Raw genomic sequence first — 11,883 nt, 5'->3', positions numbered from 1 at the left:
CTCCCCGATTTTCAGCAAGGAAGCGATGGATGCGTTCGCTTGTCAGTGGTGTGCTTCTTTCCGCGGCCCTGGTGGCGCCGGCGATGGCTGAACCGCGCTCTTTTTCGGTCAATGACCGCGACGGCCAATATCGGGTCGACGTCCTGTTCCCGAACCCGCCCGAAGACCCCGAGCAACTGGCGCAAGCGTTCATCACCGTGCGCGACAACAACACGCAGGCAGTCTTGCAGCAGTTGCAGACGCCGGCCGGCAATGTGCCGGTCGATCGCGACGGCAAGGTGAACCCCTGGCTGCTGGGTCCCTTCAGCCTGTTGTATTTCGCCGACTTCAACTTCGACGGTCGCCAGGACCTGGCGATTCGCAACGGCACGGACCCTGAGTCGCGCTACAAGCCGATGTTCGACGTCTACCTGCAAGACCCGAACAAACCCCAATGGGTACTCAACGCCGCCCTGACGGACCTGGCGAAGCAAGCCAGCAGCGGGATGTTCTCGGTGATTGCCCTGGACCATATCTTGTTCACCCAGACCGACCGCGGCTGCTGCTCGACCCGTACCACCCAGTGGCAAATGCAGGGTGACGCGTTGGTCCGGCTTCGCTCTTCCAGCGAGGATGAGGTCGAGCCGAGCGAGCTTGGCGACAGCTCCAGCATGCCCAGCGGCTATAAACGCCAGACCTACGGTGAGTTGAAGGACGGCCAGTGGCACGAGCAGACCAGCCTGAGCGGGCCGGACTACGAGGACCCGATCATGCTCAAGGGCACCGTCGGCGGCAAAGTCCCGGTGGACCTCTGGTACCAGCAACAGGGCGCGCTGATGATCGGTGAAGTGCGCTATACCAAGGGCGGCAACGGTAAACCGATCAAGCTGGCCGGCTTTATGAACAACGACGGCGATGACAGCTACGCGGTCCTCCAGGAATTTGCCGACGATGGCCGCCAGACAGGTATCTGGCGGATCACTCAGGGACAGGCCGAGCCCTATGACTTCACCGGCACCTGGATCAGTGGCGTCAAGGGCAATGACCGGCAAATGGCGGTCATGCTGCACGGTGATGCGGGCGAACCGGATGTCGAAGCGAGCGGTAAAGTCGGTTCCGCCCAGCGCAGCGGTCATTACCAGATGCGTAAGGACGCCCAGGGGCACGACGCCGACCTGGACTTGAAGATCCTGCCCGAGCGGGATGCCGAGGGCAGGGAAGTCGCAGAGTTCACCGTGACCGTGAGGGACGCCGCGACGGCCCGGGAAGTCTTGCGGGAGCACCAAGTGGTGCCAATGGACGCCGACAACCTGATCATCGTGCGCGGGCCACAGGCGTTGGGCGACGGCGGGCCTTATCACATACAGCTGTTACCCCACTTCGCGGTCATCGGCCACAACGAAGCGTTCGAGTCCCCGGAGGATCTGCCGGGGATGTACCTGAGGCGTCAGCCTTGATTTCAGGGCGGCTGAGCCATTGCCTTGGCGGGCAGGCTTGCTCCTTTGGGTTATCGGGGTGGAGCTTGCCTGCCCGAAATTCGATAGCAAATTCCCATCCACGCGCTAACATCCGCGATCATCTCCAACACCTTGGATCGCTCATCATGAAAGGATCTCTCACCATGACATTGCGTCTGCTTGCCGCCAGCCTGTTCCTGTTTTCTTCCCTGACCCACGCCGCCGAGCCGGCCAGTGTGCCCAAAGCCCTGCAAGAGCAGGTCGGACACCTGGTGGCACTGCTCCAGGACAGCTACGCCACCGGCTACCCCGAGGCGACCACGGCCCAGACCTTGAACACCGGCGAGGAAAGCCAGGTGACGCTCGCCGTGTTCACCATCGAAGGCTTCGGCGGCGGCAACAACTACAGCCAATACCTGGCCGCCTTCACGCCTGAAGAAAACGAAGAAGGCATGCTGCATTACAGCCTGCTGGACGTCATCCGCATTGGCGGTGACAGCTGGCGTTCGATCGACAAGCTCAATGCCAAGCTGGTCAGCGACCCGGCGGGCGAGCAAACCCTGATCGACATCCCCGTGATGGAAAACACCGACGACGACGCGCCGAACTTCCCCAGCAAGACCGGCGTCATCCACCTGTCCCTGGAAGGCTCGAACGCCCAGCGACTGGTCGAGGTCAAGTAACGCGTCGCGCCGCTACTGCAGCGGTACATACACATCCGTCTGCCATTGGCTCTTCGGCGTTTCGGGATAGACACTCAGGTATTCGAAGAACAGCGGCTCATTGCGCAGTTCTTCGCCACTGTTGGGAAGCCAGTCGCGATAGATCGGATAGATCGTTTCGCCGATGTGATCCGGCGACCCCGAATGGCGCACCACCACGTAGCGTCCCCCGGCAATGACGTGTTCGCGAATGCCGAATTCATTGGGCACCACGGCCTCGTGAATTTCACCGCAAATGGCGAAGCGGAACGCGTGCGCCGGGGTCGTGTCGGGGTTGCTGTAGGGAATGCCGAACGTCCGACTGGACGCCACCGGCGATTGCCCGCTCTGCCTGCGCCACTCGACGAATGTGCGCACACTCTCGTCGACGCGTTCGGAAGGGCCGCAGTGTTCAAGCGCGGCGACTCTGACTTCGGCACGTTGCACGATTTTGACTTGCATGATGATGGTCCTGGAAAAGTGAGGGATGGCGAATACCGCATTCCAGACCTGCCAGTTTGGCGCCTTGCGGAAAACGCTCGGCGACCGGCCGAATGCTCGTCTGAACGCTCTGCTGAAGGCTTCGGGACTTTCGAAGCCAGCACTGAGGGCGGCATCCAGCACCGAACAGTCTGCCTGGGCGGTGAGCCGGTGTGCCGCCTGTCGCAGCCTCATCAGTTGCACATAGCGTGAAACGGACACCCCGACGAACGCCGTGAACTGTCGATGGAAATGAAACGCCGAAAAGTTCGCCACCTGGCTCAGCGCATTCACCGATAAGTCTGCTTCGAGATTGGCCTCGATGTAGGCGAGTACCGCGTTGAAGCGTTTCAGGTACGCGTGGTGGTTCGGCATGTCAGGCACTGGAATAACCTTCCTGGAAGTACGGTCGGCAATAGCATCAACGATAGCCGGTAGAGATACCTAGCCGTGCTTGCTCAAGGCGTCGATTCCCGCTCAGCCCACCATCGCGCGTGGCGAAGGGCATTAACCGGCGGAAACTATCTCGCTCGGCGCGTTGCCGAAAAGACGTCAAGCCAGCGTCCGCCAAGGAAACCTGATGAACAACCCGAAAGTCATTCACCACGGTGCGCACGAAGGTGTGACCGGCTCGTGTCATCAGGTCTGGATGGACGAGACCTACAGTCTGCTGATCGACTGCGGCCAGTTCCAGGGAGAGGACGAGGGGCAGGGCGGGAACGATGCGCTGGGCCTGGATTTTTCCATCGAAGGCATCAAGGCCCTGATCGTCACGCACGTGCACATCGACCATGTCGGGCGGATTCCCAACCTGCTGGCGGCGGGCTTCGAGGGTCCGATCCTGTGCAGCGAGCCCTCGGCGCGGCTGTTGCCGATCGTGCTTGAGGATGCGTTTCGCCTGTCGATCAGTCGCGATCAGGAGCAACTGGAGCGCTACCTCAAGGTCGTCGAGCAACGGATCATTGCCTTGCCCTATGGCAACTGGTTCACCCTGCACGAAACCGATCAGACCCGTTGCAAGGTGCGCCTGCAACCGGCCGGGCATGTACTGGGTTCGGCGTATGTCGAATTGCAACTGGACGAGGAACCGGCGGGCAGGCGCGTGGTGTTCAGCGGTGACCTGGGAGCGCCACATTCGCCGATCCTGCCTGACCTGGTGCCACCTGAGCGCGCCGACCTGCTGATCATGGAAAGCACCTACGGTGACCGCCGCCACGAAGACCGGGCCCATCGCCGCGAGCGCCTGTTGGCCGCCATCGAGCGGGCGTTGGCGGACCAGGGCACGGTGCTGATCCCCTCATTCAGCATCGGCCGGACCCAGGACCTGCTGTATGAACTGGAAGAGATCCTTCACGAAAAAGGCCTGTCCAGCCCGGCCTGTGAGCCCCAGGCCAACGCCAGGAACGGCGCTGCAGATATCGACTGGCCGCAGATTCCGATCATTCTCGACTCACCGCTCGCCAGCCAATTCACCCGCACCTACAAGGAGCTGCAGGGCTTCTGGGATGACGACGCCCGGCAACGCCTGGAACAAGGCCGCAAGCCGCTGTCCTTCAAGCAACTGATCACGGTCGACAGCCATGATGAACACCGACGCATCGTCGAGCACCTTACCGACACCGCTCGTCCCGCGATCGTCATCGCCGGCAATGGCATGTGTTCCGGCGGGCGAATCGTCAACTACCTCAAAGCCATGTTGGGCGATCCGAGGCATAACGTGGTGTTCGTCGGCTATCAGGGCAAGGGCACGCCTGGGCGGGACATTTTGACCCACGGGCCGGAGGGCGGATTCGTGATGCTGGAGGGCGCTCGCGTCGACATCCGTGCCGGTGTCGACAGCGTCAGCGGCTACTCGGCCCATGCGGACCAGGCTGACCTGGTGGGCTTTGTCACCGGAATGAAGGCCTGGCCCGGGGAAATCCGCCTGATCCACGGCGAGGACCAGGCCAAGCAGCGCCTGGCCGAGGTGCTGCGGGCGAGATACCGGGAGGCGGGCCAGGAGGGCCAGATCTCCATTCCCCCGTCGTGATCGGCCGGCGCTGGAGGGAGACTTGTCGCATAAATTTGAATTACACGACGTGGCTCGCCAGAATCGCGCCCCGATCCGGGCAAAAGGTGCCGGACGTTGAGGGTCAAAGGGGCGGCAGTTGAACGAACAGACATTGTCCATGCGTCTGGAACGCGTGGCGGCGCACGTGCCGTTGGGCGCGCGATTGGCCGACATCGGTTCGGATCACGCTTATCTGCCGGTGGCGTTGGTTCGCCGTGGCGCTATTACAGCCGCAGTGGCCGGTGAGGTGGCATTGACGCCGTTCGCGGCCGCCGAGCGAACCGTGCGTGAAAGCGAGTTGGAGCGCCAGGTCACGGTGCGCCTGGCCAACGGGCTGGAAGCGATCGAGCCAAGTGATGGGATCACGGCGATCAGCCTTTGCGGCATGGGCGGGGAGACAATCCGCGACATCCTCGACAGCGCAAAAGCGCGCCTGAGCGGACAAGAACGCCTGATCCTGCAACCCAACGGCGGTGAGCAGCCGTTGCGCCAGTGGTTGATGGAGAACGACTATCGGATTCTCTGCGAAGAGGTGCTGCGGGAGAACCGCTTTGACTATGAAATCATCGTTGCCGAGCGCACGGGCCCGGTGCTGTATACCGCCCAGGAGCTGTACTTCGGCCCCTTGCAGTTGCAGTCACGCAGCCCGGCCTTCCTGGCCAAGTGGCAGCGCCTGCTGCGCCAGAAGCACAAGACACTGGCCAGCTTCGCCCAGGCGCGGCAGGCCGTGCCCGAGGCGAAGGTGCAGGCCGTTGCCCGCGAGGTGAAGTGGATTACCGCGCTGCTGGCATGACCATCAAGCCGTCCTTGTCATCAGAAGATGAACTTGAACAGCGCAATGACCACGATCAGGCCGATCAGGAAAATGATGCCAACGGTGCCGCCAAGGAATTTCAACATAAGAACACTCTCATCAGATGGGCTTAATTTTCTAGACCGCCCGTGATGCCGCTCGTTTCGTTAATTTTCCTGCCGGCAGCAAGAAGGCGTCATTGCCGTCCGAGTTCTTCCCTCAGCGCGTCGATCAGGGCCAAGCAATGGATCATCGCTGGCGACGCGTCGTTGGCCCGTCGGCTCTGGATGATCGGCGAGGTCGCGTCGTCCTCCAGCAGCGTGCAGAAACCGATGTCGTCGCGGTGCAACACCTGCACCGAGGCCGGCACGAGGGTGATGCCCATGCCGGCGCCCACCAGGCCGATGGCGGTCTGCAGTTCGTTGGTCCACTGGGCAACATTGATGCTCAGGCCTCGCGCCTTGAAGAGGCCCATGACATGGTCGGCATAGCTCGGGCGTGGGTTGCCGGGGTAGAGCACGAAAGGTTCGGTGACCAGTTGATCCAGCGTCACCGGCTGACCGATCAGCGGATGCCCGGCGGGCAGGGCGACCACCAGGCGATCCTCCGTCAGCACTCGCTGGACAATCGCCGGGTCGTCGATGTGGATGCGCCCGAAGCCAATGTCGATACGCCCGGCCTTGAGCGCCTCGACCTGTTGCAGCGTGGTCATTTCCGAGAGCCCGAGTTCCAGCGCCATCGCCTCGTGGCTACGCAGGCGGCGAATCAGTTCCGGCAGCACGCCGTACAAGGTTGACGGCGCGAAACCGATCCCCAACCAACGCCTTGCGCCCTCACCGATGCGCCGGGTATTGCCGCAGACCTTCTCCAACTGTTCCAGCAGGGTGGTGGTCTGCTCGAAGAAAAAACGCCCGGCGTCGGTGAGTTTCAGTGGACGCCCACGCTCCAGCAGCATGACCCCCAATTCGTCTTCCAACTGCTGGATCTGCCGGCTCAGGGGTGGCTGGGCGATGTGCAGGCGTTCAGCGGCGCGGGTGAAATTGAGGGTTTGCCCCAGGACCTGAAAATACCGGAGGTGGCGCAGTTCCATGGGGCCTCCCATGAGTGAATGGTTAATACCTTCAAGGTATCGATTCAGACCAATTCTATATTGGCTTCCCGAAAAAAGCCGTACCAGAATCGGTTCCAGAATTTTAAGAACCTGATGGGTATCGAGATGCTGGAAACCGCCATTGAGTCGATCGAGACGATCATCGTCGATCTGCCAACCATCCGCCCGCACAAGCTGGCCATGCACACCCTGCAGCACCAGACCCTGGTGATCATCCGCGTGCGCTGCGCCGATGGCATCGAGGGCATTGGTGAATCCACCACCATCGGTGGCCTGGCGTATGGCAACGAAAGCCCCGAAAGCATCAAGACCAACCTCGACCGGCACTTCGCACCGCTGCTGCTCGGCCAGGACAGCCGTAACGTCAACGCCGCGATGCTGCGCCTGGAGCGTTGCATCCGTGGCAACACCTTTGCCAAGTCCGGCGTCGAAACCGCTTTGCTCGATGCCCAGGGCAAACGCCTCGGCCTGCCGGTCAGTGAACTGCTGGGCGGACGGGTCCGTGATTCACTGCCGGTGGCCTGGACCCTCGCCAGTGGTGATACCGACAGGGACATCGCCGAAGCGGAAAAAATGCTCGATCTGCGCCGTCACCGGATCTTCAAGCTGAAAATCGGCGCCGGTGAAGTCAACCGTGACCTGGCGCACGCCATTGCGATCAAGAAAGCGTTGGGCGAACGTGCCAGCGTGCGGGTCGACGTCAATCAGGCCTGGGACGAGGCGGTGGCGCTGCGGGCTTGCCGGGTTTTGGGCAGCAACGGCATCGACTTGATCGAACAACCGATTTCGCGCAACAACCGCGCCGGCATGGCACGCCTGAACGCCATCAGCCCGGCACCGATCATGGCCGACGAATCCATCGAAAGCGTAGAGGATGCATTCAATCTCGCCCGCGAAGGCGCGGCTTCGGTGTTCGCCCTGAAAATCGCCAAGAACGGCGGCCCGCGCGCTGTATTGCGCACCGCGGCCATTGCCGAAGCGGCCGGTATCGCGCTGTACGGCGGGACAATGCTGGAAGGCGGCCTGGGCACCCTGGCGTCGGCCCACGCGTTCGTGACCCTGGACCGACTCGCCTGGGACACCGAATTGTTCGGCCCGCTGTTGCTGACCGAAGACATTCTCAATGCCCCCCTGGTCTACCGCGATTTCGAACTGCACGTGCCGAAGGCCCCCGGCTTGGGGGTGAGCCTGGATGAAGAGCGCCTGGCGTTCTTGCGCCGTGACAAGACCGCCACCCACGTCCAAAGCGCCTGAGGAGAGCCCCATGCTGTTCCACGTAAAGATGACCGTGAACCTGCCGGTCGACATGAACCCCGAACGGGCCGCGCGGCTCAAGGCCGACGAGAAAGCCCTGGCCCAGCGCCTGCAAGCGCAGGGCACGTGGCGTCATTTGTGGCGCATCGCCGGGCTCTACGCCAACTACAGCGTGTTCGACGTCGACAGCGTTCAGCGACTGCATGACCTGCTGATGCAACTGCCGCTGTACCCGTACATGGCGATCGAAGTCACTGCGATGTGCCGCCACCCGTCCTCGATTCACGAGGATGATCGCTGAGCCCGTTGGGGCCGCCTCGCTACACTCATAATTACAAGATGAGGAACTACCGAAATGAACATCAAGATTTCCCACACGGCCGGCGTCCAGCAGTTTCTCGAGCAAGCCAGCGGCCTGTTCAACGACGAAGGGAACCCGCGCACCAAGGCTCTGGTTTACCGGATCCTGCGTGATTCGGTGAACATCATCGAAGACCTTGGCGTGACCCCGGAGGAATTCTGGAAGGCCGTCAATTACCTCAACGTCCTTGGCGCGCGCCAGGAAGCCGGGCTGCTGGTGGCCGGCCTGGGCCTTGAGCATTACCTCGACCTGCTGATGGATGCCGAAGACGAGCAGGCCGGCAAGTACGGCGGGACGCCACGTACCATCGAAGGCCCGTTGTATGTGGCCGGCGCGCCGTTGTGCCAAGGCGAGGCGCGCCTGGATGACGGCGCCGACCCGGGCGTGACCCTGTTCATGCAGGGCCGAGTCCTGAACACCGCTGGCGAGCCTTTGGCCGGCGCTGTCGTGGACGTCTGGCACGCCAACACTGGCGGCACCTACTCGTACTTCGACACCACGCAATCGGCGTTCAACCTGCGCCGGCGCATCGTCACCGACGCCGAGGGCCGCTATCGCTTTCGCAGCATCGTGCCGTCGGGTTATGGCTGCCCGCCGGACGGTCCGACCCAGCAATTGCTCGATCAATTGGGTCGCCATGGCCAGCGTCCGGCGCACATCCACTTCTTTATCTCGGCACCGGACCATCGGCACCTCACCACCCAGATCAACCTGGATGGCGACCAGTACCTGCATGACGATTTCGCTTACGCGACCCGCGACGAACTGATCGCCAGGATCACCTTCAGCGACGATCCGGCGCGCGCCAGCGCCCGGGGTGTCAGTGGCCGGTTTGCCGAGATCGATTTTGACTTTACCTTGCAGCCGTCCGCCCAGCCCGAAGAGCAGCAGCGCCACGAGCGTGTTCGCGCACTCGAAGCCTGAACCCTACGACGGTGACCTGCGGCACGGGACTTTTCCCGTGCCGTCGGCGTTTGGGCCGCAGCGCCGCTTAGGGCCTGGGCCCCATAACAAGAACGGGAGTGACCCGATGATGCACGCGCAACTCTTGAGTCAGCGCAGTACCGTGTTCGATCACGCCGACCCTCATGCAGTCTCTGGCTACATCAACCAGCATGTCGGTACCCATCGCATCGGCATGCCCCGTTCCGGGCGGCCGCTGGCCAGCCTCAACCACCGCAAGTTCGCCAGCCTCGACCTGTGTCGCATCAGCTACGGCGGCAGCGTGCGCGTCACGTCCGGGGCGCTGGAGAACGTCTATCACCTGCAAGTGTTGTTGCACGGCCATTGCCTGTGGCGCGGTCGTGGGCTGGAACACGCCTTCACGCCGGGCGAACTGTTGCTGATCAACCCCGACGAACCGGTGGACCTGACCTATTCGGCCGACTGCGAGAAATTCATCATCAAGCTGCCGGTCCAGCTGCTTGAGTCGCTTTGTGACGAGCAACGCTGGCGGTATCCGGGGCAGGGCGTGCGGTTCCTGGAGAACCGTTATCGGCTCGATGAACTGGAAGGGTTTGTCGGCCTGCTGGCCATGATCTGCCAGGAAGCCGAAGCCAGCGAGCCGGTGCCCAGGGTGCAGGAACACTACGCACAGATCATCGCCAGCAAGATGCTTGGCCTGATGAAAACCAATGTCAGCCGTACCTGCCTCGGCTCGCAGGCGGCCACGTTCGAGGGGCTCGCCGATTACATCGCCCGCCACCTCAAACAGGACATCGACAGCGAGGCGCTGGCCCGCCAGGCGCGGATGAGCCTGCGGTCGCTGTACGGGTTGTTCGAGCGCCATGCCGGCACCACACCGAAGAACTACATCCGGCAGCAACGCCTGGAGCGTATCAAGGCTTGCCTGAGCGACCCTGCGTGCAACGTTCGCAACGTCACCGAAGTGGCCCTGGACTATGGCTTCCTGCACCTTGGGCGCTTCTCCGACAGCTACCGCAAGCAATTCGGCGAACTGCCTTCCGAGACCTTGAAACGCCGCCACTGATGCGCTGGGCTTGCCCGCGAATGCGGTGGGTCAGTCGACCTCTTCATCAACTGACCCACCGCCTTCGCGAGCAAGCTCGCTCCCACAAGGGCGTCTGGGGCGGACACACATCTTGAGCCACCCAATAACGCTGTGGGAGCGGGCTTGCCCGCGAAGACGGCAACGCATCCAACTCAATTCGCCAGTCGATTCTCCCTGCGCAAAACGGATAAAGGTCTGCAACCTTCGGATAGTGCACCCCATCCCCCCGTCCTAGCATGGCCCTGCCTGAACAAAAACAATGGAGGCGGCGGCCATGTCCCTGCGACCCGAATACCTTCACTCCCTGCTTGAAGACGACAAGGAACACGGCATCTATCGCTGCAAGCGCGAGATGTTCACTGACCCTGACCCGGGTCGCGCGTTTCGAGTCGTATCGGCCTGGAAGTGCTGCGGGGCTCGTCGAGCTACATCTACGAAGGCAACTGGAAACTCACGGCGGAAAACGGCGCGGACGGCTACCACGTCAGTTCCGTGCACTGGAACTACGCGGCCACCCAGAACCAGCGCAAGCAGCGCGAGGCCGGCGATTGCAACCCGACCATGAGCGCCGGCAGTTGGGCCCGGCAAGGCGGCGGTTTCTATTCCTTCGACCGCGGCCACATGCTGCTCTGGACCCGATGGGCGAACCCCGAGGACCGGCCGCTGTACGAGCGCCGCGATGAGCTCGCCCAGGGCTTCGGCAAGGCCCGCGCCGACTGGATGATCGAGCACTCGCGCAACCTGTGCCTGTACCCCAACGTCTACCTGATGGACCAGTTCAGCTCGCAGATCCGCATCGCCCGGCCGATCTCGGTCAACCGCACGGAAATCACCATTTACTGCATCGCGCCCAAGGGCGAGAGCGACCAGGCCCGTTCGAGCCGGATCCGGCAATACGAGGATTTCTTCAACGTCAGTGGCATGGCCACGCCCGATGACCTGGAAGAGTTCCGTTCTTGCCAGACCGGCTACCAGGGCAGTGCGACCGCCTGGAACGACATGTCTCGGGGCGCCGAGCACTGGGTCGAGGGCGCCGATGAGGCCGCGAGGGAGATCGACCTGCAGCCGTTGCTCAGCGGTGTGCGCACCGAGGACGAAGGCTTGTTCGTGTTGCAGCACAAGTATTGGCAGCAAACCCTGCTCAAGGCCCTGGCGGCCGAGCAGTCGGAACGGATCGCCGTGGAGGCCGTGCAATGACCATTACCCATGACGCCGTGCGCGACTTTCTCTACCGCGAAGCCCGCTACCTCGACGACCGCCAATGGGACGCCTGGCTGGAGCTGTACGCCCCGGATGCGACGTTCTGGATGCCCGCCTGGGACGACAACGACGAGTTGACCGGAGACCCGCAGCGGGAAATCTCCCTGATCTGGTACGGCAACCGCACCGGCCTGGAAGACCGGGTCTTTCGGATCAAGACCGAGCGTTCCAGCGCCACCGTGCCGGACACCCGCACGTCCCACAACCTCAGCAACATCGAGCTGCTCGAACAACGCGACGGCCTGTGCCAGGTGCGCTTTAACTGGCACACCCTGAGCTTTCGCTACAAGACCGTCGACAGCTATTTCGGCAGCAGCTTCTACACCCTGGACATGCGCGGTGAAAACCCGCTGATCAAGGCCAAGAAAGTGGTCCTGAAGAACGATTACGTTCGCCAGGTCATCGATGTCTATCACCTGTGAGGCA

General features: G+C 62.5%; 12 protein-coding genes and 1 pseudogene. 11 read left to right on the top strand and 2 right to left on the bottom strand.

The window, feature by feature from the left end:
- The first annotated feature begins 29 nt into the window (after nucleotides 1-29).
- Both V3H56_RS13945 and V3H56_RS13940 read left to right on the top strand, forming a co-directional pair.
- Complete coding sequence (locus V3H56_RS13945) at nucleotides 30-1,436, top strand: hypothetical protein (protein WP_338473454.1); 1,407 nt, start codon at nucleotides 30-32, stop codon at nucleotides 1,434-1,436.
- Nucleotides 1,437-1,600: 164 nt separating this feature from the next.
- Entirely contained in the window at nucleotides 1,601-2,119 is a 519-nt protein-coding gene (locus V3H56_RS13940) for a hypothetical protein (RefSeq protein WP_042729155.1), read from the top strand.
- Nucleotides 2,120-2,131: 12 nt separating this feature from the next.
- Here V3H56_RS13940 and V3H56_RS13935 read toward each other — a convergent pair whose 3' ends face one another.
- A complete protein-coding gene (locus V3H56_RS13935) occupies nucleotides 2,132-3,001 on the bottom strand; it encodes an AraC family transcriptional regulator (protein ID WP_042729154.1) in 870 nt (289 codons plus the stop codon).
- Between the two features lie 196 nt (nucleotides 3,002-3,197).
- Here V3H56_RS13935 and V3H56_RS13930 point away from each other — a divergent pair, with 196 nt between their 5' ends.
- The 3 genes from V3H56_RS13930 to V3H56_RS13920 all read left to right on the top strand — a co-directional run bounded on the left by V3H56_RS13930 (nucleotide 3,198) and on the right by V3H56_RS13920 (nucleotide 5,594).
- Complete coding sequence (locus V3H56_RS13930; RefSeq protein WP_080922042.1) at nucleotides 3,198-4,646, top strand: MBL fold metallo-hydrolase; 1,449 nt, start codon at nucleotides 3,198-3,200, stop codon at nucleotides 4,644-4,646.
- A gap of 118 nt (nucleotides 4,647-4,764) precedes the next feature.
- Nucleotides 4,765-5,460 (top strand): tRNA (adenine(22)-N(1))-methyltransferase TrmK, encoded by a 696-nt coding sequence (locus V3H56_RS13925; RefSeq protein ID WP_123579063.1) that lies wholly within the window; start codon nucleotides 4,765-4,767, stop codon nucleotides 5,458-5,460.
- The gene (locus V3H56_RS13920; RefSeq protein ID WP_160310728.1) at nucleotides 5,457-5,594 is read left to right on the top strand and encodes a hypothetical protein; all 138 of its coding nucleotides are present in this window, start codon (nucleotides 5,457-5,459) and stop codon (nucleotides 5,592-5,594) included. The genes V3H56_RS13925 and V3H56_RS13920 overlap by 4 nt, the downstream gene beginning before the upstream one ends.
- 62 nt (nucleotides 5,595-5,656) lie before the next feature.
- On the opposite strand, the gene V3H56_RS13915 is transcribed toward V3H56_RS13920, so the two are convergent.
- Entirely contained in the window at nucleotides 5,657-6,550 is an 894-nt protein-coding gene (locus tag V3H56_RS13915) for a LysR family transcriptional regulator (protein ID WP_042729152.1), read from the bottom strand.
- Nucleotides 6,551-6,676: 126 nt separating this feature from the next.
- Between V3H56_RS13915 and V3H56_RS13910 the strand changes: the two genes are divergently transcribed.
- The 6 genes and pseudogenes from V3H56_RS13910 to benB all read left to right on the top strand — a co-directional run bounded on the left by V3H56_RS13910 (nucleotide 6,677) and on the right by benB (nucleotide 11,879).
- Complete coding sequence (locus V3H56_RS13910; protein ID WP_161796104.1) at nucleotides 6,677-7,825, top strand: muconate cycloisomerase family protein; 1,149 nt, start codon at nucleotides 6,677-6,679, stop codon at nucleotides 7,823-7,825.
- A 10-nt stretch (nucleotides 7,826-7,835) separates the two neighbouring features.
- A complete protein-coding gene (gene catC, locus V3H56_RS13905; protein WP_042729150.1) occupies nucleotides 7,836-8,126 on the top strand; it encodes a muconolactone Delta-isomerase in 291 nt (96 codons plus the stop codon).
- Nucleotides 8,127-8,180: 54 nt separating this feature from the next.
- On the top strand, nucleotides 8,181-9,110 hold the full coding sequence (gene catA / locus V3H56_RS13900; RefSeq protein ID WP_047738628.1) for a catechol 1,2-dioxygenase: 930 nt from the start codon (nucleotides 8,181-8,183) through the stop codon (nucleotides 9,108-9,110).
- A gap of 106 nt (nucleotides 9,111-9,216) precedes the next feature.
- Nucleotides 9,217-10,176: an AraC family transcriptional regulator gene (locus V3H56_RS13895; protein WP_042729148.1), complete on the top strand. Its 960-nt coding sequence runs from the start codon at nucleotides 9,217-9,219 to the stop codon at nucleotides 10,174-10,176.
- Between the two features lie 417 nt (nucleotides 10,177-10,593).
- Nucleotides 10,594-11,394 (top strand): annotated as a pseudogene (locus V3H56_RS13890) (SRPBCC family protein); the annotation flags it as partial.
- Nucleotides 11,391-11,879 (top strand): benzoate 1,2-dioxygenase small subunit, encoded by a 489-nt coding sequence (benB, locus tag V3H56_RS13885; RefSeq protein ID WP_047738626.1) that lies wholly within the window; start codon nucleotides 11,391-11,393, stop codon nucleotides 11,877-11,879. The pseudogene V3H56_RS13890 and the gene benB, both read left to right, overlap by 4 nt.
- Nucleotides 11,880-11,883: the final 4 nt, after the last annotated feature.

The sequence above is a fragment of the Pseudomonas sp. MS646 genome (genome assembly GCF_036693845.1).
GTDB lineage: Bacteria > Pseudomonadota > Gammaproteobacteria > Pseudomonadales > Pseudomonadaceae > Aquipseudomonas > Aquipseudomonas chlororaphis_E.
This window is presented reverse-complemented; position numbering and strand designations above follow the sequence as displayed.